Source organism: Steroidobacter flavus, from assembly GCF_042651805.1.
Classification (GTDB): Bacteria; Pseudomonadota; Gammaproteobacteria; order Steroidobacterales; family Steroidobacteraceae; genus Steroidobacter; species Steroidobacter flavus.
The window spans coordinates 1,832,874-1,855,053 of the sequence record NZ_JBHSDU010000015.1; the positions used below are offsets into that span (position 1 = coordinate 1,832,874).

At 62.3% G+C, this 22,180-nt stretch carries 14 protein-coding genes; 5 read left to right on the forward strand and 9 right to left on the reverse strand.

Annotation, left to right across the window (positions count from 1 at the left end; genetic code table 11):
- Positions 1-41: 41 nt before the first annotated feature.
- Both ACFPN2_RS35055 and ACFPN2_RS35060 read left to right on the forward strand, forming a co-directional pair.
- Entirely contained in the window at positions 42-4,055 is a 4,014-nt protein-coding gene (locus ACFPN2_RS35055) for a CHAT domain-containing protein (protein ID WP_380605438.1), read from the forward strand.
- A complete protein-coding gene (locus ACFPN2_RS35060) occupies positions 4,052-4,774 on the forward strand; it encodes a hypothetical protein (protein ID WP_380605439.1) in 723 nt (240 codons plus the stop codon). Before ACFPN2_RS35055 ends, ACFPN2_RS35060 begins: the two co-directional genes overlap by 4 nt.
- Here the strand turns inward: ACFPN2_RS35060 and ACFPN2_RS35065 are convergent.
- From ACFPN2_RS35065 to ACFPN2_RS35075, 3 genes are all read right to left on the reverse strand, one after another.
- Positions 4,771-5,865 (reverse strand): hypothetical protein, encoded by a 1,095-nt coding sequence (locus tag ACFPN2_RS35065; protein ID WP_380605441.1) that lies wholly within the window; start codon positions 5,863-5,865, stop codon positions 4,771-4,773. The two genes, ACFPN2_RS35060 and ACFPN2_RS35065, sit on opposite strands and share 4 nt — an antisense overlap.
- 74 nt (positions 5,866-5,939) lie before the next feature.
- On the reverse strand, positions 5,940-7,187 hold the full coding sequence (locus tag ACFPN2_RS35070; RefSeq protein WP_380605443.1) for a glycosyltransferase family 4 protein: 1,248 nt from the start codon (positions 7,185-7,187) through the stop codon (positions 5,940-5,942).
- Between the two features lie 133 nt (positions 7,188-7,320).
- Complete coding sequence (locus ACFPN2_RS35075; protein WP_380605445.1) at positions 7,321-10,002, reverse strand: glycosyl hydrolase; 2,682 nt, start codon at positions 10,000-10,002, stop codon at positions 7,321-7,323.
- A 104-nt stretch (positions 10,003-10,106) separates the two neighbouring features.
- Between ACFPN2_RS35075 and ACFPN2_RS35080 the strand changes: the two genes are divergently transcribed.
- Positions 10,107-11,516: a glycoside hydrolase family 88/105 protein gene (locus ACFPN2_RS35080; protein ID WP_380605447.1), complete on the forward strand. Its 1,410-nt coding sequence runs from the start codon at positions 10,107-10,109 to the stop codon at positions 11,514-11,516.
- A gap of 49 nt (positions 11,517-11,565) precedes the next feature.
- Here ACFPN2_RS35080 and mltB read toward each other — a convergent pair whose 3' ends face one another.
- Positions 11,566-12,585, reverse strand: a complete 1,020-nt coding sequence (gene mltB / locus ACFPN2_RS35085; RefSeq protein ID WP_380605449.1) for a lytic murein transglycosylase B — start codon at positions 12,583-12,585, stop codon at positions 11,566-11,568.
- A 225-nt stretch (positions 12,586-12,810) separates the two neighbouring features.
- Between mltB and ACFPN2_RS35090 the strand changes: the two genes are divergently transcribed.
- Positions 12,811-13,536, forward strand: coding sequence for a DUF2238 domain-containing protein (locus tag ACFPN2_RS35090; protein ID WP_380606737.1), 726 nt, complete (start codon positions 12,811-12,813; stop codon positions 13,534-13,536).
- On the opposite strand, the gene ACFPN2_RS35095 is transcribed toward ACFPN2_RS35090, so the two are convergent.
- From ACFPN2_RS35095 to ACFPN2_RS35110, 4 genes are all read right to left on the reverse strand, one after another.
- Positions 13,526-14,386, reverse strand: a complete 861-nt coding sequence (locus ACFPN2_RS35095; protein WP_380605451.1) for an aldo/keto reductase — start codon at positions 14,384-14,386, stop codon at positions 13,526-13,528. The genes ACFPN2_RS35090 and ACFPN2_RS35095 overlap by 11 nt on opposite strands.
- An 80-nt stretch (positions 14,387-14,466) precedes the next feature.
- The gene (locus ACFPN2_RS35100; RefSeq protein WP_380605453.1) at positions 14,467-15,273 is read right to left on the reverse strand and encodes a ParA family protein; all 807 of its coding nucleotides are present in this window, start codon (positions 15,271-15,273) and stop codon (positions 14,467-14,469) included.
- 38 nt (positions 15,274-15,311) lie between these two features.
- A complete protein-coding gene (locus tag ACFPN2_RS35105; RefSeq protein WP_380605455.1) occupies positions 15,312-17,087 on the reverse strand; it encodes a CocE/NonD family hydrolase in 1,776 nt (591 codons plus the stop codon).
- A gap of 60 nt (positions 17,088-17,147) precedes the next feature.
- Entirely contained in the window at positions 17,148-18,404 is a 1,257-nt protein-coding gene (locus tag ACFPN2_RS35110) for a metal-dependent hydrolase family protein (RefSeq protein ID WP_380605457.1), read from the reverse strand.
- Positions 18,405-18,626: 222 nt separating this feature from the next.
- On the opposite strand from ACFPN2_RS35110, the gene ACFPN2_RS35115 reads away from it, so the two are divergent.
- Entirely contained in the window at positions 18,627-21,065 is a 2,439-nt protein-coding gene (locus ACFPN2_RS35115) for an immune inhibitor A domain-containing protein (protein WP_380605459.1), read from the forward strand.
- Positions 21,066-21,134: 69 nt separating this feature from the next.
- Here the strand turns inward: ACFPN2_RS35115 and ACFPN2_RS35120 are convergent, their stop codons facing one another.
- Positions 21,135-22,091 (reverse strand): GlxA family transcriptional regulator, encoded by a 957-nt coding sequence (locus tag ACFPN2_RS35120; protein WP_380605461.1) that lies wholly within the window; start codon positions 22,089-22,091, stop codon positions 21,135-21,137.
- Positions 22,092-22,180 lie beyond the last annotated feature (89 nt).

The following is a 22,180-nucleotide window of genomic DNA, read 5'->3' on the forward strand; positions in this document are numbered from 1 at the left end:
AGGGAATCGCTGGCCTCCTCCGGAAGAAGAAGAAACAGCGCATGAGCTCCATCGAGAAACTGATCGGCGCGGATACCCTGAGCACGCAGCGCTCCCTCCTGGTCGCGCATGCAGAGTTGCTGAGCGCGGAATTCCTGGAGTCGATCGGCAAGCTGCTGCGCGAATCCGTTCCGCCACTGTCGCTGGTTCTGCGCGACCGACTTGCTCTCATCAAACGTTGTCAGGAAGTCGGCATTGCCGCCGCCTTTGCTGAAATCGTCGCCAGCCGGAGCGATGCCCAGGTCCACGACTATCTGGACGACGTGATCGCCGGCTTCGTCGATTGCAACGGTTTCGACGCGAAGCGCGAATACCTCGCGCATCATCCCGAACTGCTCACCGGCGCGACGCTGCGCAAACTGGAATCGCGCGACGGGCTCGCGCCCGAGCAGCAACAGCAGTACCACATCGCGCACTATTTTATGACGCTCGCTCACGAGCTCGGCGTCGACCGGCTGACGACACAGACCAGAGATATCCTGCTGGCGCTCGAAGGCCTGTGTGGCTGCACTTCCGGCCCCGATCAGCAGGAATTCATCGAGCAGCACCCTTTGCTCTTGCATGCGGACGCGGAAGACATCGCCGCGGTATTCGAGCGGACCAACGTTCCGGACGGATACCGACGAGCGTTCAGCGCGCTGCGTGCGTTGCTCGCTAGTTGTCGAGCGACTGGCATTGCCGCTGCATTTGCCGAGAACTTCGAGGCACGCCGGGCACGCCTGTTCAAACGCGTATCCACGGCGACAGTCGGGCTGATGAGCCCGGTCACGATGGAAGACTTGCGCCGTCATCTCGAAGACTACCCGGAGCTCAGAGGCGATTGCTCCCACCCGGAGGTGAGATTCGACTCCGATCCCAATGATGACCTCATTCGGATCATCGACGGCGGTATCGAAGACCTCGCCTCGGACAAGGCGCTCAGCCCGCGGCAGCGCGCATTGCTGCTACGGAATGCAACCATCCTCCGGCGCGCGAGACAGATTGGAATAGCAGAAGCGATCGAAGAAGCGGTCAGCGATGCGCGCCGTGCCCTGCCGTTCGAAGCGGCGGTCGCGCTGCTGTCCAGCACGGCAGTCGAAGTTCTGAACGGTCGTCTCAGCATGCCCGATGCGATGACGCAGATTCAGGGTTCGAACGTCGTGCAAGTAATCCGCGAATCCGGCATTGGCGACATTATCAGCGTCTGCCTCGCCAGTATTCGCGATCCGCACGTGCATCTGACCGTTGCCGAGCTTCTCGATGCAAGCGCGACCCACGCAGCGCTTTCGATTGATAAATGCGCCCAGGCAAAAACCACCCTGTGCGGATACCTCGTGGAAGTGGTGCGCCTGCATCCCGGAGTCGAAGTACTCCAGCACCGCTCGCTGGCATTCGGCCGGGAAGCCGCCCAACTGCTCTCGGCCGCCTCGCTGCCGCTGCCGTACACGTTGGCATCGAACCTCACCGCCATCCTGATCGAAGCATTTAAACGCAGTGGCGCGAGCACGGTGCTGAATGAAGCCATAGAGACGATGCAGGAAGCGGCGCGACTGTTCCCCGACGAGCCGGCTGTGTTGACCAACCTGGGCTCGGCGCTCGCGATCCGCTATGGATCCTCCGGAGCGATGTCCGATATCGACGCAGCCATAGCCGCCCTGAGGCAGGCGGCCGCCAGCGAAAAGAAAATGGAACCGACAGAGCGCATCGGTATGCTGAGTGCGCTGGGCAGCTCTCTGCGCAAGCGCGCTTCAGTGCGCGGCGAGTCCGATCTGATCGAAGCCGAGGCGATCTATGAGGAGCTTTCCGCCAGCGTCCCTCCGGCCTCGCCCCATGCGGGACTGGTCCTGAACAATCTCAGCCTCGTGCAACGGGACCGGTTTCATCTCAACGCCGATCCCGCGCTCATCGACGCGGCGGCGAGCAACATGAGTCAATCCGTCGCGCTGGCGGCACCGCAGAGCTGGGAGTGGATCAACCGGGCCAGCAACCTCGCCGATATTCTGCTGACTCGTTACAACGCTCAGCACCTTGCATCGGACCTCGAGACCTGCATCTCGCTCACTCGCGATGTGCTCGAGTTGTCACCCCGAACTCCGCTTGCGATCAGCGTTCTGGCGACCGCACTGCTGAAGCGCTTCGACGCAACGGAGGACCGAAGCGACCTGGATGCGGCGATTCGCGTGCTGATGGTGGTACAAACCGGTGATGATGAGTTGAGAGGCGACGAGGACATTGTACGCGCCTGTATGCACGTGCTGCATCGTCGCTATGAGCTGGATCGGAACCCATCCGTCCTCGAGCAAGCGGTGGATCTCTCGCTCATGCTGCTTGAGAGGCAACAGGCCGGCTCGCTGCAGTGGGCGATTCAACAGGCCGAGATCGCGACCCTGCTCGAGCTGCAATATGAAGCCAGCGGATCTGCCACCGATCTGAATCGCTGTATCGAGGCGCGACGCCAGGCCTTGAGCGTGTTCACCGTCGAGCGCACGCCGACTTACTACGCACGCTCAGCCAACATTCTGGCCGATCTGCTGAGAAACATTCCGGACTGGCCGGCCGCACGTGAAGTCGGTCAGCGGGCGCTGGAAGCCCTGCAGGAGGTGCGCCGGCAGCGAGGCTTCGCGGGGGCGGCCGATTCCGAATCCGATCTCGATCTGACGCTGCTGTGCTCGAATCTGACCGAGGCCTGCCTGAAGTCGGAAGATTCCCCCGAGCGCAGACGTGAGGCGATGGTGTACGCCGAGGCCGGCAAGGCGCGAGCCTTCCTCGATCAGATGAGTACAGTGGACCTGCTCGCGCCCGCCGGCGTACCGGAAGACCTGCTGTTTCGCGAACGCGATCTGCGACTGCGTTTGCGCCGGCTTGCATCCGCCTCCGACAACGCGGCCGATGCGAGCTATCAATCGTTGCGGCGCCGGCTCGAGGACATTCTTCAAGCGATCGATCGCTATCCAGGAGCGCAGCCCTACGTTGCGATCCGCCGCGGCAGCACGCCGGAATGGAAAGATCTTGCGGAGCTCGCCGGTCTGCTCGGCGAACGTTGTGCCGTGGTCGAATACTCGATGCTTCTGAGCGGAGAGATGGTGGCGTTTGTGCTTCGGTCCGGATGGGAAGCCCCGGAAGTCATCCGCCTTCCGATCCACCAGCTCACCCTCCTGAACCGCTACATGCGTGGCTTCTTTCGCGAGTTGCATGGGCAGCGGCATCCGAGCCTGAATAGAAACGAATGGCTGGGGCTGGGAGCGCTGCTCATCGCTCCGCTGGAAGCGACGCTCCAGGATGTGGAGCTCGTGTACTTCATTCCCCAGCTGGGCCTGCGCTATCTGCCGCTGCACGCACTCACTCTCGGCGGCGAGCCCTTCATTACCCGTCGGGCGGTTGCGTACGCTCCATCCGCCGGAGTGCTGTTACGGATACTACGCGGCGAGCGCGAGCGCGCGATGCATGGTGCCCAGTCGCTCGTGATGTCGTACACGGACGGCGACGCTGCCGAAAAAGAACTGTTCGACCGCGAAGCGCAAGTCGTCGCTGACGTGCTTGGAGCGCTTTGCGTGAATGGAGAATTTGCGACGGAATCGGTGCTACGTGAGCATGCGCGGACCGCGAGCATCATTCACCTCTCATGTCACGGTCGGTTCGATTCGGAAGATCCGCTGAGCTCCGCCATCAAGCTTCACGGCGGTCTGTTCACTGCACGAGACTGGGCGCGCCTGCAGGTACGCAGCGATCTGATCGTCCTCAGCGCCTGTGAAACCGGGCTGAGCGGAAGCGGCAGGGGCGACGACATCGCCGGCATGACCAGCGCGCTGCTCTACTCCGGCGCCGCTTCCGTGCTGCTCACCTTGTGGCGCGTGAATGCGCACTCCACGCTCGAATGGATGGTCAAGTTCTACGAAACTCTGCAGGCGCTGTCGTCCTCGGGTGCGCGGAGTTTCGCCATCGCACGAGCCTTTCAAACAGCAACGCTTCACGTGCGCGAGCGGCATCCGGAAGTGCATCATTGGGGCGCGTTTATTCTGCAGGGAGATTGTCAATGACCGAGCACGATGCCGCCGCCGACGCCTTCTGGTTCGAGGAAGAGCTGGTCGCGGGAACCGCGGGCGATCGTCTTCCTCCCAAAGCCATCGACGAACGCGGAGAAGCGGCCAAGGTCACCGCCATCGTGCGCGTAGACCGTCCGCGCTGGCGCTTGCTCGAAGCACCGGCGGACGCGTTGCCATTGAATGGGACCGCGCGTTTCATATTGGTACGTCTCGGCTTTCAGTTCGACGTGCCTCCGCAAGAGCGGGGTCGCGGCGCGCTGTTTGTATTCGCACGCTGTCAAGCCAATTTGCTGCCGCTGAAAGAAGGTCACCCGGTACCGGTCATTTATGACTTGTATCCGAAGGACCTGTACGACGGCGAACCTCGCCAAGCGAAGATCGCGCTCAGTCCAAACATCAAGATCGGCACTGTCGAGGCCTCGTTGGGCACGGCGGAAGCGGACATCGGGTTGGGCATGGTCGCGCCCGTCGTGGTGGGCTGGCCGGGAGAGGACGAGCGCGCTCCCTACTGGGACATCACGCCGAACGACAAGAAGTTGCTGGGAACGCGGCATTTCTGGGCCGTGCTCGAAGTTCCTCGCGAGTGCGAGGGCGTGCGCATCAGCGCGATGGCGGAAGCGGAACTGCAAACACGATTCGGGCCGATTCCCCTGAGCCCGCGCACCCGCGCCTCACATCAGCGGCCAGTTCAGGAAATCACGTTCCAGAGCTAACCGTCGCTCAACGATTTCTGTAACGCCTGATACGCGCTGATCGACGACAGCACCGGCCATGCATCGAGGCTGGAGGGATCGGAAACGATCGTCCAGCCAGTGCCCGCCCGCTGCAGCGGCAACAGATGCACGGCGCGATCGTGCTCTGACTTCAATAGCGCCACGCAAACATCCGGACCGAGCGAGTACACGCTGCCAACGGTCCAAGGGGCGTGATTCGCGAACCAAATGAGATAGGCGCTGTAGTTATAAGCAGGAACTTCGCTGCCGCGCTGGAACACCGCGACACTCTTCGGCGTGCCGGCGGAGTACAGCACGGAGAGCTTTTCGACCGCCGGCTGCTTCGAGCTCGTGACTCGCAAATTCTCGGTCAACGTCGCGACCAGCTTGCTCACCGTCGATGCGGTCTGGTCGGAAGCCCGATTCAGATGCAGAACGATCGGGTCGGTCGCGACGACCTTGCGAGCCGCATCGACCGCCGCAGGCAGCATCGATAGTGACGTGTCGACTTGCGCCGGCGCTCCGACCTGCACACCGCCTTTATCAGCAAACGCCGCGGACACGATCCGACCGAGCAGGCTGTTCGTAAAATGATCGCCGATCTGGCAGGTGTCGCCGAGACAGCGAGCTGCATGCGACCAGGAGGCGTTGCGAGTACCGCCCTCCTCGAGCGCAGTCTCGTGCCTGACGACTCCAAACTGATATTCGCCCCAATGCAACACCGCCACCATGCGAACACTGCGCAACCCCGCGAACTGTTCGCTCAGCGATTGTGCCGTCGGGTAGTAATCGTTGACGCCGGCTCGAAGGTGCGGCTCGAACAGCGACGCCACCTTCTTGATGTCGCCCGCTCTGCCGATCTCGTAGTACGCCTTCAAGAATCGCGTCATCTGTGAATCGCCGGTCACGACCGGCGTCAGCAGATCGAGCGGAGCCGAGCGATAGTCTTCGACTTCGACCGTAGCCATCAGCGGTGCGCTGCTGGAACCGAGGTTGATGCGAGCTTCCCGAGGCTCACCCGCCTGAGCTGCAGAACCTACGGCGAATGCCGCGAGCAGCGCCAATCCCACCCGTCCGATCATCGTTCGCATCCCGCTCACGCCTTCCAGAGGCCGATCTCCGGGAGGTTCGCGGGCGACGCGCTGTTGGTTTCGCGGACGATCAGCTACTCGACCCCGTCGATCGCACAGCCCTCGATGTCACCGACGACTGTTTTTCTTGAAGCCGATGCGGTGTCGAGCAGTTCACGATTGAGCCTGCGAATGTCATATCGAGCTTCGACGAACGCACGCCCCTGCGCTCCCAACGATTGCAGCTCTTCCTCGGGCATTCTCGATAGCGCGCGAAGACTCGCGACGATGCCGTCCACGCAGCCGGGGTCGAAGCTATAGGGCCACATGATCGGCGCCGTCGACTCGCAAACGCCGCCGGTGCGGCTGACCGCCGCGATGGCTCGCATGAACAAAGCTTCCTGCACCACGCACGCCTGGTTCTCCTCCCAGGTGTTACGAGGGACGCTCGGTAACAAGAACACGTCGGCCTCGCTGTAGTGGCGCTTCAACTGATGCTGGTCGGCGCGCCCGAGCATCTCGACGTGTTCCTCCAAGCCATGCTGAGCGATAAAGCTCGTCAGCCGCTCCCGCTCCGGACCATCGCCGGCGATACGAAGCACGATGTCCTGCCCTTCCGCGACCAGCACCCGCAACGCCTGCAGCCCGAACAGAAACCCTTTTTCCTCACTCAACCGGCCGACCATGAGCACGTTGAGCTTTCCCTGTCTTCGATAGACGCGAGGGCACGGATCGGGAAACGTGTCGATATCGAATCCCACCTGCGAGATCACGATCCGCTCCGGCAACTGCCCGCGGCTGATCGCATGCTGACGCGAGCTCTGGGTATTGGTGAATACGATATCGAAGCTGTTGAATGCACTTCGCACCAGATCTTCCCGCGGCACCGGCACGCCGGGCAGCTCGCCGCCGTGGTAGTGCATCGTGATCACGGCGTCCGGATAGATGCTCTTCAGAAACTGCACGTTGATCGCCGCGCGCAGGTTGTGAACGATGCAGACATCCGGCGCCCGCGCCGGCAGCAGCACCGCTCGAATCAGATTGAGCCACCGATGTTTGAACGGCGCCCGATGAGCGAAACCCCGCATCGCTCGAATGGGGTGCCGACACACCGCGCCTAGAAATTTCCACAAGAACTTCGGCGCATCGCGCAGCGTAGCCGGCAGGTAACGCGTCTTGCTCACAAAGGCAGGCTCATCGCCGCCCGTGCCCACGCCGCCTTCATGCAAGCCGAAGGCATAGATGTCCAGTTCGTGACCGTCCCTCAGGAAACGATCGAATTGAACATAGTGATACGCCTTGTAAGGGCTGGGAAAATGCTCGGCGATCGCCAGAATTCTCAAGTCGGTCTCCCGCTGTTTGAGACCGAGAGTAATGTGAGAATTACCAGCGCTGCGTGCGACGGAGGTCTTAGGTGTCCGGAATCCGCAAGTTTTTGTGGGGATTGTGGCGCATGTTGGAAAGGTCAGAGCTTGGCTATTTTACTGAATCTGTCACCTCCGCCACGCTGGCGGCTCGGACCAGCGTCACCGGCCGCAACAGCCCCGACGGGGCCGGTTGCATCTTGTCCTGATCTTCCTCCTTGAAGCGCTGCCCATAACGTAGCTCCAGCAAACGTTTGCTTCGCGGCCGGGCGGACAGCGCATTGAGCGCACTGTTCATGACGACGATTTCGATCTCGTTCTTGCCGGGTCTCAGCAGCTTCGTCACATCCAAGCGCCACGGGGGCAGCCACACCGATCCGGCCTCCTGGCCATTCACGCGAACCAGAGCAGCATCACGCACGGGCGCGTCCAGTAGTGCGCGGGGCCGGTCTTGTCGAATGTCGGGTAGCGGAGAATCGGTGCCGAAATCAAGGAGGAGGCGCGTTGGATTCGCCAGCGCCGCCTTCGGAACAACGACACTGCGACGGTAAGTGACACTGCCCGAGTAATACTTCAGTTTCGGATCGTCGGCCCAGGACGCGCCGGGCTGCGGAGGTGTCGCGGTCACGCCTGCCGCTTGCACACGCCATCCGGTGGATAGATCCAGAACCGGCGCAAGCTGCTGCTCCGACGCTGGCTCGATCTGATCGAGCCCAGCAACAAACACGAGCAGCTTCGATTCATAGGGCGCCAGGTGAACCGCAATGTTTCCAGTGCCGGCGGAGCTACGTTCTCCGGTCACCGCATCCCACCATTCGCCGCGTCCGTTGTCGCCCGCGAAGCGAGCTCGCGTAGCAATCGGCCGCGGGCCCGTGTTGGCGATGAAATAGAGATCGCCTTGGTCGAGACGACGACGCACGAAGCCGAACGCCGAATCGAACGGCGCAAGCGACACTGTCGGCTCCAACACAGTGCGCAACGTTGATCCCACTGAATCGGGCGCGACGACACGAACGCGCTCCTTCGAAGCCCCTTCGATAAATCGCCGCGAAATCTGCTGAACCTTCTGACTACTCGCAGCGGCATCCATCAGCCCGCCACCTTGGTTGGGCAGGGCACCCGCGACGAGAACCTGACCTCCGTTGTCCACCCACGCAGCGATGCGCTCGAACGCGGCCGGATCGATCCGCGTGAGACTCGGAAGAATCAGCAGTCGATGCGTCAACTTACCGGCCCGAATCGCGCTCGCATCGATGAAATCGAATGTTTGTCCGGCATCGAGCACCTGCCCGACGATGTTCGGCTCCAAACGCTCACGCATGCCCTCGTTCACCGATGCACGCGACGGGCGCATGTCCGCGAACGCATCCTCCGTTGGTAGATAGATCGCAACGGAAGATTCCGACTCGCCCTCGCGCAACATCGCGCTGACCCGTTGCAGATACCGCGTCACTGTCGGCATGACTGGATACCACGGGTTGTGATCGTTGAGCGCGGCAGCGGCATAGAAAGCCCAGCCGGGCTCAGCGACGCCCGGCGGCGAATACGACCAACCGTGACCGACAATCTGATTCACGCCTTGCAGAAAATGACGATCCGCTTCAACTTTCATGTCCAGCGGCGTCGCGGCCCAGGAGGGTGAGTGCAACCACGTCCACGTCTCGGAAGAGACCACACCGCGCTCATAGACATGAGCGGCCGACGTGGCCCAGCGGGTCGAATTGAAGCGTCGCCAGTCAGCGCCCTCGCCCTCCGGCAGATCGACAAGTGCGTTGCTGGAGAGCGTCGGCGGCGGCAGCCCGTAAACCTGCGCACGAAAGCGAGTGCCGTGTTGTCTCGCCCAGGCATTGATCGGCGTTAGATAGCGTTCGTCGACGAGCTCCGACAAGGTGCGCGACCAGTCGAAGCGAACCGCCGCCCCGTCCGAACCTTCCGCGAACAGCGCGGGCAAATGCTCGAGCAAGTTGTAACCGCGGCGTCGTTCGAACTCCTGGGGAAGATCGTCGGTCCAGCTCGCACCGTAAGACTCCAGGCTGTCGGAGAACATCGCGTACGGCTTCGTGCCGCCGTCGAATGCACTCATCAACCGATCGCCGACCGCCGCCAGATGATCGGCAACGGCACCGGAGCTCAAATGATCGATGACAAAACCTTCAGCCCCCACCGCCGCCCGCTTGACCTGCTGCCCCGTTCGCCCGGCCATAAACAAGTACGCCTTCCGCTCTTGCGAAGTCGGACGCACATCGACCGCGGCTTCATTAGACAGCGGCAGCCGCACCCCATCAAGAAACAAACCTACGCCGTGTTCGCCCGGCTCCATCAAGGGCAGGCCGATCGTCGCCGCGCCAGGAGGAACGGAGATCTCGACCCTTCTAATCTCGGAGGCGGCGTGAGTAATCGAAACATGAGGCCCGCCGAACGGCCAGCCACTGCCGAGTGTCACATCCATCCGCATGCCCGAGGCACGGGCCGTCTCGCTCGTGTGCCGCAACGCTGCTAGAAATGTATCTGACAGATAAGGCGCATTGACGATGCCGGACGCGGGATCGTCGGTGGACAGCGCATATACCGGCTGCACTTCGAACCCGCCGAAGCCGCCCGCTTTCATCGCGGCAATTTCCCGATCCAGCTCGACATGCGTGACCGCCGGGCCGAACCACCACCAGCGCATCATCGGCCGCGCATCGTCGGCCGGCTGTTGAAATCGTTGCCACAGAGAAGCGGCGTCGCCACGCTCCTGCGCGAAGCAAACATTGCAGAAGAGCGCGACGAATAAGATTGTTATACGCTTCACGTGTCTTCCCCTGAACAGCCCTGAGATTATCAACGCGCCCGACGCTCGATCGATGTCATAGCGGAATCGATCGATTTAAAACACGCATCGAGGGAATCAGTTTAATGGCACATTCGCTCGCGACGACCCGTTCCATGCTCGCTCTGACGATGTTTGCGATGGCCGGGACCGCATTCGCTCAGTCCAAGGCTCATCAGATTCACACCTCGCCGCAAGCCGATCCCGGCGTGTACTCCGGGCGAGTGACGCCGAACTATCCCACGCCCTATGAGCCCGCGTCTGTTCAGAGTATCGAGACCACGCTGCAACGGGTTCACGCCTATCTCGAGCAAGCGAGCCCCGTGCGCATCGTGGATGGAGCGACCGGCACTCCAGTGCCCGACCTCAAGAAATTGCCGGCGCTCGCGGCACTGGACCGAACGGATCTGTTGATCCTCACGTACGAATGGGGTGTCACCTACTCAGGCATGCTGCTCGCAGCCGACATCACCGGCGACATGCGCTATCGGAAGTACACGCAAGAACGGCTCGATGGAATCGCGACGCTCGCCACGCATGCTAAGCAACATCTGGCCGCCGATGGTTCGGTCCCAACAGTCGCGCACGGCATGAGCATGCGATCGATCGTGAAGCCGCGCTCGCTGGATGATGCCGGCGCGATGTGTGCCGCCATGATCAAAGCGCATCGGGCTGGCGCCGGCAAAGAGCTGCGACCGTGGATCGACAACTACGTGCAGTTTGTTTCTGGAACGCAGTTTCGACTCGCCGATGGCACGTTGGCTCGCAACCGTCCGCTGCCGGAAGCGCTGTGGCTGGACGATCTTTACATGAGCGTGCCCTGTCTGGCTCAGGCGGGAAAGCTGACTGGCGACAGCCGTTACTTCGACGATGCAGCCAAACAGATCCTGCAGTTCTCGGAGCGAATGTTCGTGAAGGAGCGCGGTCTGTTCATGCATGGCTGGGTGCAAGGCATGCAGCCTCATCCCGTGTTTCCGTGGGCACGCGCCAATGGCTGGGCCATCATGGCCATGGTCGAACTACTCGACGTCCTGCCGGAAAATCATCCCGCTCGCACGAAGATTCTGGAGCTCTATCGACTGCATGCCGCGAGTCTCGCAGCGGCGCAGGGACATGCGGGCCTGTGGCATCAGCTCCTGGATCGGCGCGAGTCGTATGAGGAGACTTCAGCGAGCGCGATGTTCGTCTTTGCGCTGGCTCGCGGGATCAATCGCGGTTGGCTCGATCCGCGCGCGTTCGGTCCGGCCGTGTCACTGGGCTGGAATGCCGTCACCACGAAAGTGAACGAGAAAGGTCAGGTGGAAGGCACCTGCGTGGGCACGGGCATGGGCTGGGACCCGATGTTTTATATGTATCGCCCGGTGCACGTGCTGGCCGCGCATGGCTACGGGCCGGTGTTCCTGGCCGGCGCCGAGATGATCGCCCTACTCCGCACCCAACCTAACGTGGCCGTCCACGACGGCGGCGTGCACTTCGGTAAAGCGCTTCCCGACTAGCGGCAGCGCGCACTCGGCAAGTGCGACCCTGCTAGCGGGGTGTGTGGAATCAACGGCTCGCGGTCACCTGATTGCGAGCCTCGCGGATCGCGTGGGCGAGATCGAGTACGGCTGTGGCGTAGAACGTCGAACGGTTGTAACGGGTGACGGCTTCGAAGTTGCCGAAGCCCGCCATGTATCTCGACGGCTTGCCCGGGGTCGGCAGCTCGACGACCGAGCACATGCCCTCGGGCACACGCTTGACGGCAAACCTGACGCCCTTCTCCTTCAACGCCGCCACTTCGTGCGTGCGCTCGAGGCCGCTCACCAGATCGGCCGCGCTATGCGGCGGCAAATGCACCGGCACCAATGCCGGCTCGCCATCCGCCCAGCCAAACGACTTGAGGTAGGCGGCAATGCTGCCGATCGCGTCGGAGGTGCTGCCGGACAGGTCGATGACACCGTCGCCATCGAAGTCCACCGCGTACTTGCGAATGCTCGACGGCATGAATTGCGGCAGCCCCATTGCGCCGGCGTACGAACCTTTGATGGTCAGCGGATCGATGTTGAAGTCGCGCGCCAACAGCAACAGCTCCTTCAGCTCGTCACGGAAGTACTCCTGACGGCGCGGCCCGTCGAACGCAATGGTCGTGAGCGAATCGACGACCCGGAAGGATCCGGTGTTCTGCCCGAACGCGGTCTCGACGCCGAGAATGCCAAGGATCACTTCAGGGGGAACGCCATACTCGGCCTGCGCACGGCGCAGATCCGCTTCATGAATGTCCCAGAACCGGGTGCCCGCCGCGATCCGCGTCTTGGTCAGAAACTTGGCCCGATACTTCGGATAGGAACGGCGCACGGGCGGCGTGCCGGTCTGCGGCCGCTCCGGGCCGATCAAGCGCGACACCACCGGTTGATACCGGGCGTCGCCGATGACCCGTTCGAGCTCGGCGGCTTCCAGGCCGTGCTCGGCCTCCATCGCCTCGATGAACTCACGCACCTCGGGTCGCGATAAATAACCCGTGCTGGCGCTCGCCGACTGGACACAGACAAAGGCCAACAGAACCGCACCGGCGAAACGCAAACTCATCGCTCTTTCCCGAAAAAAGTGATCCAAGTCTCAGCCCGACCGCCCAGCGGCCCGGGGTTGCCCCCCGTTGTTTGTTCATCGGCTGGATGAGGCAGAACATAATGTCGACGGGGCAATTATTGAAGTGATGGTGCTCACATTCTTTGTCCCGCTACGGGGATGCCGAGTGTGTGCTGGCTGTGCGGCAGTCGCCGGAGTACATTCGCGCGCATCTGGAACCGGAGACTGCGCGTGACGCGTCGAACTTATTTGCTGATTTTGGCTGCTGCTTTCGCCGTGCTGTGGGCCGCGCTCGCCATCGCGCCCTTGCACCGGTCGGACTGGCTGCTCGAAAACGTGCTGTTACTGCTGGGCGTCGCCGGCATCGTGGCAACCTCGCGCGTCTTCCCCCTATCCCGCGTCTCGTACACGACCCTGTTCGTGTTCTTCTGCCTGCATACGATCGGCGCGCACTACACTTACTCCGAAGTCCCATACGATCAGGCGGCCCGGGCCTTATTCGGCTTCTCGATCGATGAGCTGTTCGGCTGGGAGCGCAACAACTTCGATCGGGTCGTGCACTTCAGCTACGGGCTGCTGCTCGCCTACCCGATTCGCGAAGTGTTCCTGCGCGTCGTGGCGGTGCGCGGGTTCTGGGGCTACTTCCTGCCGCTCGACCTGACAATGTCCACGTCCATGCTCTATGAGCTGATCGAATGGGGCGCCGCGGTCGGCTTCGGCGGCGACCTCGGTGCGGCCTTCCTTGGCTCGCAAGGCGATGTCTGGGATGCCCAGAAAGACATGGCGCTCGCCTCGCTCGGCGCGCTGATCACCATGACTGTGACTGCGTGCATCAACATCGCCTACCAACGCGACTTCGCCCGCGAATGGGCCGACAGCTTCCGCGTCCGGAACAACCAGCCCCTCGGCGAAGAAGCGATCGCCCGGATGCGCGGCGAAGCTATGCCCTGAGCTTGTTCAGCGTGGCGAACTCGCTGTCCGAGAGCTCGATCTCGACCGCCGCGACGTTTTCCTCGAGGTGCTTCACCTTCGATGTGCCCGGGATCGGCAACATCACCGGGCTGCGCTTGAGAATCCACGCCAGGGCAATCTGGCTCGGCGCGACCTTGTGCTCCTTCGCGATCTTGTCCAGCACCGAGCCGGACCGCGCCAGTTCGCCGGCGGCGAGCGGATACCAGGGAATGAAGCCGATGCCCTGCTGCTCGCAATGATTCAGAACAGCCTCGGCGCCGCGGTTCGCCAGGTTATACATGTTCTGCACCGTCGCGACCGGGAAGACCTTCGACGCCGCTTTGACGTCTTCGACGCTGACTTCGCTCAAGCCGGCAAACCGAATCACGCCTTCGTCGAGCAACTGCTTGACCGCACCGAACTGTTCGGCGCGCGGCACGTTAGGATCGATGCGATGGAGCTGCCACAGGTCGATGCGCTCCACCCCGAGCTTTTTCAAACTCGCGTGCGCTTGTTTGATCAGATACTCCGGCCGGCCATTCGGCACCCACTCATCGGGCCCGGGTCGGGTCAGGCCGCCTTTGGTCGCAATGACCAAGCCCTTGTAGGGATGCAATCCCTCGCGCAATAACTGTTCGGACACATCGGGACCATACGAGTCCGCGGTGTCGATGAAATTCACTCCGAGCTCGGGCAGGCGCTTCAACACGCGCAGCGATTCGGCTTTGTCCTTCGGGGGCCCCCAGATGCCTTCGCCGGTGATGCGCATTGCGCCAAAGCCCAAGCGGTGAACTTCGAGCTCGCCGCCAATTCGAAACGTGCCCGAGCGGGCTGCAGTCAAAGTAGCCATGGTGATCTCCACGTCACGAGGGTCGCAGACTCCGCCAAAAGCGCGGGACAGTAAAGCCGGTGCCCGTCACGAGTGCCGCGCTAAGAAATCACTAATGGCGCAGCTGACTCGTCGACCCGGGCAGGCTCGCTCAGCCGCGTCGTCATTCCAATACGTGCCGCGATCTCGTTCCACAACGCCGAATACGCTTGTCCCTCGGCGCTCTTGGGCGCATAGGCTGGCAGCGGCGCCCGACGCAATGTCATGCGTTCGATCTCACTGGCGTATTTGATTTCGGTCACGAGCATCGAGGGCTGTTGCTCGCGCACGCTCGCGATCACGGCCTCGTGCAGGCCTTTGCGCCGATCCACCATGGAAAAGAACGGCAGCACCACAATATCGGTCCACCCCTGGCTGCCGATGAACTCATTGAGCTGCGACAACATGCGCACCGAGAGCGGCGTCGGCAGCATCGGAACGATCACGGCATCCGCGGCCCGGAGCACGTTTTCGGACAGCAGCGAAATGCCAGGCGGACAATCCAGAAACAAAACGTCGTACTTCTCGCTCAGCGGACCGCTCATTCGCAGCAGCCGTTCTGTCGGCCGCTTCTTGGTGCTGAGATGAACGTCGAAATTACGATACGAGAAGTGGGCGGGAATGACGTCGAGCCGCGGGTGGGCCGTCGGCACCAGTAACTCGGGCAGCTCACGCTTGCCCGCAACCAGTTTCTTCGCCGACGCGCCTTCGCCGCCTTCAGCCCGCAGGATGTATGTGGCCGCCCCTTGCGGGTCGAGGTCCCACAAGACCGTGGCAAAGCCGGCCGCCGCGCTCAGGAACGCCAGATTGACGGCCGTGGTGGTCTTGCCCACCCCGCCCTTGATGTTGGTGACCGCGATGATCTTCATTCCGGGCGGAATAATGCTCCATCGCGGTCACCCGGTCATCAAGGCCGACCAATCGGCACGAACAGCGTGCTCGGGCGCGATTTGTCGTGATACAGCTTCACGGTGACCGGACGCGCATCGGCCAGCGTCTCGGAGGAAACATCGCCGCCACTATTGTAATTCTTCTGGCTGTACGTCGAGTTGACCGGTCCGACGACCAGCCGCAGCCGGCTGCCCTTGCGGACCATGCGGGAGGTGAACGTGAAGCCGTCGAACTCATATTTCTGCGCCTCGCGAGTGGTGACCAGCTTCGCCTGGTGCCCGCTCTCCCGATAACGGGCGCGCTGCTGATCGTTGCTCAGCAGAATGGAGCTGGCGTCCGGCCGGATCTCGTAGACCGAGACCGCGAAGTCGGTATCGGGCTGGTCGATGGCGAGCCAGGCCGACAGCTTGAAGAAGCCGCTGAGCTCCGTATCACGTTCGAACGGCGCCGTGTGATACACGAGCACCTTGCCCTGCTGCGCGTAGATCGGGCGCTGATCCGTGAGCGACGAAGGATCCAGGCCACGCTCGACCTCGGCAATGCTCAGATCACGCGGATCGTAGACATATTGATCGGGCTTGCCCTTCCCCGGCGAAGTGCCGAGCGAGCCCGATGCCAGCACGTCGGCGGCACTGCCATTCGAGTCCAGGAAATAAGAGCGCGATTCGGATGTGACGGCTTCCAGCGTATCGGCATAGCGCCACTTGTCCGTATCCATCACGTAATACGCCACGCGCTTCTGCAGAAACTCCGGCTTCTTCCCGCCTTGCATCGTCCAGCTGAACCAGTCGAGGTGCAGCTTCGGCAGATCGACCAGGCTCGCCGGCCCGAATTTCATGCCGCCGAACTCCGCCTGCGGGGTGCGAGTGCCGGCGTGATCCCAGGGACCGATCACGAGATAGTGCCGCGCCTTCGCCTCCGCGTTGCCGTGTTTCATATGCTGGCGATAGTGCTCGATCGCACCCAGCTGATCGCCGTCGTAGCTGCCGGTGATCGTCAGGATCGGCAGCGACAGCTTCGCGTACTGCTCGGACGTCGGGTTGTATGAATCCCAGTACTCGCCGAGCTGCGGATGCGCGACCCATTCCTGGAACGTCTTGTTCGGATTGCCGAGCATCGTGTCCAGATTCTTGAAGGGCGTGCCCGACTCGTACCACTGACGATTCACCGTGCCCCAAAACGCGGCGTCCGCGAAGATATTGGCCTGCGAGGCATTGCCGCTGGTGAAGGTGAGCCATTGCATCAAATAAGGAGCGGCGATGTTCCCGCGCATCGGGAAGTCAGTGCCCGCATGCGGCGAGGCCACTGGCACGATGGTCGCGAGGTGCGGCGGAAATTCCTTGGCCGTCACCCACTGGTCGTAGCCCGCATACGAGCCGCCCCACATCGTGACCTTGCCGTTGCAATAAGGCTGTTGCGCGAGCCATTCGACGACGTCGTGACCGTCGTGCGCTTCCTGGATCAGCGGGCGGAATTCGCCTTCGGAGTTGCCTCGACCGCGAACGTCGACGGTCAGGAACGGATATCCGTGAGCGGCGAAGTACACGCCGCGATCGTGATAGCTCTGCGCGATGTACGGCGTCAGCGTGAAGACACAGGGCGCGGGCTCTTTCTGATCCCGGGGCGTGTACACGGTCGCGTTCAACTTCACGCCGTCGCGGAGTGGGATCTTCACGCCCCACTGAAACTTGATCTTCTCGGCATCGGTCGGTGGCTGCTGATCGGCGCGAACACCGGCGCTGGCGAATGCCCCCAGCATGACCGTAAACACCAGGGTCGACTTGAAATTCACGTCTTGATCTCCGAACCGTAAACGGCGGCCAGTCTAGCCATTCCGTTCATTCCCACCGGCTCAATTAGCAACGATTGCACCGCCCTTCATGACGAACCGAATCTGCCGGAGCACCCGCACGTCGTCCGTCGGGTTGCCTTCGACGGCCACGAGATCGGCGAGCAGCCCGGGGCGGACCGAGCCGACCTTGGTATCGATCCGGAAGATCTTTGCATTCCCCGAGGTTGCCGCGATCAAAACGTCGCGGGCCGGCATGCCGGCGGCTTGCATCAGCTCCAGCTCGCGAACGTTGTCGCCATGAGCGAAGACCCCCACATCGCCGCCGGCGCAAATGGTGACGCGCGCGGCCCGGGCGGCGTTGAAACTCGAGCGTGCAGTCTCGACCGCCTTCGGCGCTGGATCGCGGCCGTCCCAACCTTGATAGCGAGCGACCGCATCGGATGCAGCCAGCGTGGGACACAAGGCGACGCCGCGCTCCTTCATTAGAGCGAACACTTCCTTGGTGCCGCCGTAGCCGTGCTCGATCGTTTCGACGCCGGCGGCGATTGCCCGACGCATGCCTTCGGCAGTGCTTGCATGAATAGCGACGGTGCGGCCGGCATCGTGAGCGGCTTCGGTCGCCGCTCGCAGCTCAGCGGCGGACAATGTGGGACGACCTTCTTCCCCGGGGCGCCAGCGGTAATCGGCATAGAGCTTGATGACATCCGCCCCGGCCGCGATCTGGCGACGAACCGAAAGGACCACGCCCTCGCCGCTCGCCTCCTCCGCGCCTTGAGGAACTTCGACGCCGGGCTCGAAACCTTTCGGTCCATACGCGCCGGTGGCCACGATGGCACGCGTGGCCACCAGCATGCGTGGGCCGGGAACGATTCCTTCATCGATCGCTTGTTTCAAGCCCACGTCCGCGAAGCCGGCACCTTCGGTCCCCAAGTCGCGTGCAGTGGTAAATCCTGCCAACAGCGTGGCTCGCGCGAATGTCACCGCGCGAGCGGTTCGTAGCGCGACCGATTCATGCAGCACCTGATCGTCCCAACTGCGCTCGTTGTACGGATGCAGGAATAGATGACTGTGACCTTCGATCAACCCGGGCAGCAGCGTTTGGTTTGCAAGAACTACCTCGCGCGCACCCGCCGGAGAAGTGATGTCAGCGCCGGCCGCGACGATGCGATCTCCCTTGACGAGCACGCGCCACCCTTCGTGCATGGTAGTCCCGTCGAACACTCTCGCCGGTCGAAGCAGAATGGCCGTCTCGTTCGATTCGGCAGCGGTCGCATTCAGACAAAGGAACGCGGCGATCAGGAGCGCAGGGAATTTCATAGCGACGCATCCTGCAACATGCATCCTGGAAAATACAGACCCACAGCGTGCACCAAAAGAAATAAAACATAGGGAACATCCGCAATTTTTCGGTGCGCCTGGTTGTATACAGACGCGTCGAAGAAATGTTTCTAACGGTCGTTGACTTCCAAACGTCAGGCGGATCACAGTGGCGCCACCGCACGGGCCCACGAGCCCAACAACAAGAGAGGCAGGGAAATTATGTGTGAACCGTCGCGCCAGCCGCGTCGCTGGCTCATTCCTTTCTTTTCACTTTGCATCGGCTTGACGACCACGGCGGCCCTCGCGCAGGAGAGCATCCTGAGCGCGCCAGGCGAAACGGCGCCGCCCGGCTTTGCAGTCAAGGGCAGAGCCAGTGCGGACGACGTGCCGCATCCCGCCGGCGAACGGCGCCGGGAAATGCGCAAGCAGGGCTTGGAAGAAAAGGTCCGCGCCGAAGCGACGGGCCAGGCGTCGAGCCAGCTGACCGGTCAAAGCTTCGGCCAGGGCGGGCGCAAAGTGCACCGGATCGGTCGCGGCAAGTACCAAGGTAAATATATCGAGCTGGAACGCGAGAGCGAGGACCTGATCTTCACCGTGCTGGGCGAATTCGGCACGCAGATTCATCCCGCGCTCGGCGGCCTGCCCGGCCCGGTGCACAACCAGATTCCTGAACCGGATCGCACCGTGGACAACAGCACCATCTGGGCACCGGATTTCTCGCGCACCTATTTCGAGCAGTTGCTGTTTTCCGAAAAGCCCGGCGCGATCTCGATGCGCAATTTCTATATCGAGCTGTCATCGAACCGGTACACGGTCGACGGCGAGGTCACCGATTGGGTGCCCGTGCCGTATAACGCCAACCGTTACGACGACGACGTCACTTACAACTGCACCTTCCCGGGTCTGCCCGGCGCCTATCCGTGCGCCGGCGTCTGGTTGTTTCTGCGCGACGCGCTGAACGGCTGGTACAACGCGCAGATCGCAGCCGGCAAGACTCAAGCGCAGATCAATGCGGAACTGGCGAAGTTCGACGTGTGGGATCGAAACGACTATGACGGCGATGGCAATTTCGACGAGCCCGATGGTTACATCGATCACTTCCAGGCGGTGCATGCCGGCATGGGCGAAGAAGTCGGCGGCGGCGTCCAGGGCGGCGCGGCGATCTGGAGTCATCGCTGGTTCGCGTACTACAACATGGCCGGCCTGCTCGGCCCCGACAACAACAAGGCCGGCGGCGTGCGCATCGGCAACAGCAATTACTGGGTCGGCGATTACACGGTCGAGCCGGAGAACGGCGGCGTCGGCGTGTTCTCGCACGAGTTCGGTCACGACCTCGACTTGCCCGACCTGTACGACACCAATGGCGGCGACAACTCGACCGGCTTCTGGACCTTGATGTCTTCAGGCTCGTACGGCAACGACGGCAAGACCGACATCGGCAGCAAGCCGGTGCACATGGGCGCTTGGGAGAAGTTGCAGCTCGGCTGGCTGAACTACGAAGTGGCGCACGCGGGCAAGAAGTCTGAACACAAGCTCGGGCCTGCCACTTACAACACCCGACAAGCGCAGGCACTCATCACCGTCCTGCCGGACAATGTTTTAGGCGCGTATGCGGGCAACGCCTTCTATTACAGTGGCAGCGGCGCATTACTCGATACCACGATGTTACGCACCGTCACGCTGCCCACCGGCACAGCGTCGTTCAGCGCGCAGGTTCAATTCGACATCGAACAGGATTGGGACTACGCCTATCTGGTGGTCGTCGCCGGCGGCGTCACTCATTTCGTACCGACCAGTCTGTCCACGACCACCGACCCGAACGAGCAGAACTTCGGCAATGGCATCACCGGCAGCACCGCGTTCGAGTGGGTGCCGATCAGCGCCAACCTGACCGAGTTCGCGGGCCAGACGGTGCAGATCGGCTTCCGCTACTGGACCGATGGCTTCACCAACGGCCTGGGCCTGATGGTCGATGACATTCAGATCACCGGTCAGCAAACAGACGGTGCCGAAGTGACTGTGCCCTGGGTATACAGCCCGCCGAGCAGCGGCTTCCGTTCCGTGCAGGGCGATCTGGGCAGCTTCTTCAACGCCTATGTCGCCGAGTTCCGGCAGTACAAGGGTTACGACAAGAGCCTGCGCACCGGCCCGTACGTGTTCGGCGATCTCAACTCGCCCGCCTTGCAGGACTGGGTGACTCATTTCCCCTATCAGGAAGGCTTGCTCATTTCCTATTGGGACACGCGCCTCGGCGATAACAACACCAGCGCCCATCCCGGCCTGGGATTGATTCTGCCCATCGACGCGCATCCCACCCCGCTGACTCGCGAAGCCGGCGTGGTCTGGAGCTCGCGTTATCAAAGCTTCGATTCGCCGTTCGGTCTCGAGCGCACCGATCGGCTGAAGCTGCGCCGCCTGGGCGTGGACTATGATTATCCGTCACAGCGCGGCGTGCCGGTGTTCGACGATCGCGTGCAGCACTGGCGCGCGGAATCGCCGGCTGCCGGCGTGAAGAATCCCAACACTGAAACTTTGATCCAGGTGAAATCGGTGAGCCGCGACGGCTCGATCATGGAAGTCGAAGTCAAACCGGCTCGCCGCGGTCATCGGCCCAGGGAATGGGTGTGGGATCATAAGCGCTGGAACTGGTGGGACTGACCTGACGAAGACCGTGTGATTGCGAAACCCCGCACGAGTCCACTCTCGTGCGGGGTTTCTTTTTGGCCATCACGCGCGTTTACGAAACGTATTCCTGTACGCTCGCGGCGACGTCCCGACCACACGGGCGAAGTGTTCTCTCAAAGATGTCGATGAACTGAAGCCCGCCGTCGCGGCCACGCGTTCAATCGAGAGATCCGTCGTTTCTAATGCGTGCTGAGCACGCCTCACGCGGGTTTGCAGTACCCACTGCAGCGGACTGACGCCGAGCTGTTCCTGAAATCGTCGTGTGAGCGTGCGGATGCTCACCTTCGCCTGTTCCGCCATCGATTCGAGCGTCAACACTCGATCGAGCCGGCGTTCGATCCATTCGAGCAGCTGCTGTAATCCGGTGGAAGATTCCGGCGGCTGATACACGATGAATTGCGCCTGTCCGCCGGCGCGCTCCAGCGGCATGACCGACAGACGAGCCGCATCGGCTGCCACCGCCGCGCCGTGATCCGTGCGGATCAGATGCAGACACAGATCGAGACCAGCCGCGGCACCCGCGGATGTGAGAATGCGCCCGTTGTCCACGAACAGAACATTTGGATTTACGTTGATCTGCGGGTAACGAGCCGCCAGCATCGGCGCGGCCAGCCAATGCGTCGTCGCGCTCAAGCCGTCGAGTAAACCGGTTGCCGCGAGTACGAATGCGCCGGAACAAATTGAAGCGATCCTCGCGCCGGCGGCGTTGGCGGCGATCAGCGCGTCGATGATGGATCGCGGGACTGGCTTCGTTACGTCGCTCATTCCGGGCACGATCACTGTGTCTGCCTTCACCAGATCGCGCAAGCCGTGCTTGACGTGCATATCGAACGCGTCAGTACGAATGCGCCGACTTTGCCCGCACACCAGCACTTCATAAGGCCGCTGCCCCGCCCGCACCCGTGCGCGCCCGAACACCTCGCACGGCGTCGTCAAGTCGAAAGGCACGACCCCATGAAACGCCAGCACCGCCACTTTGTGAACCCTGCCCTTCGCCATCGACCGCCCCGCCCACTGTTGGCCAGAATCCTTCGAATGTCGGCATTCTAGCCGATGGTTCGATCCACAGCCGGGCCTCATGATGCAGC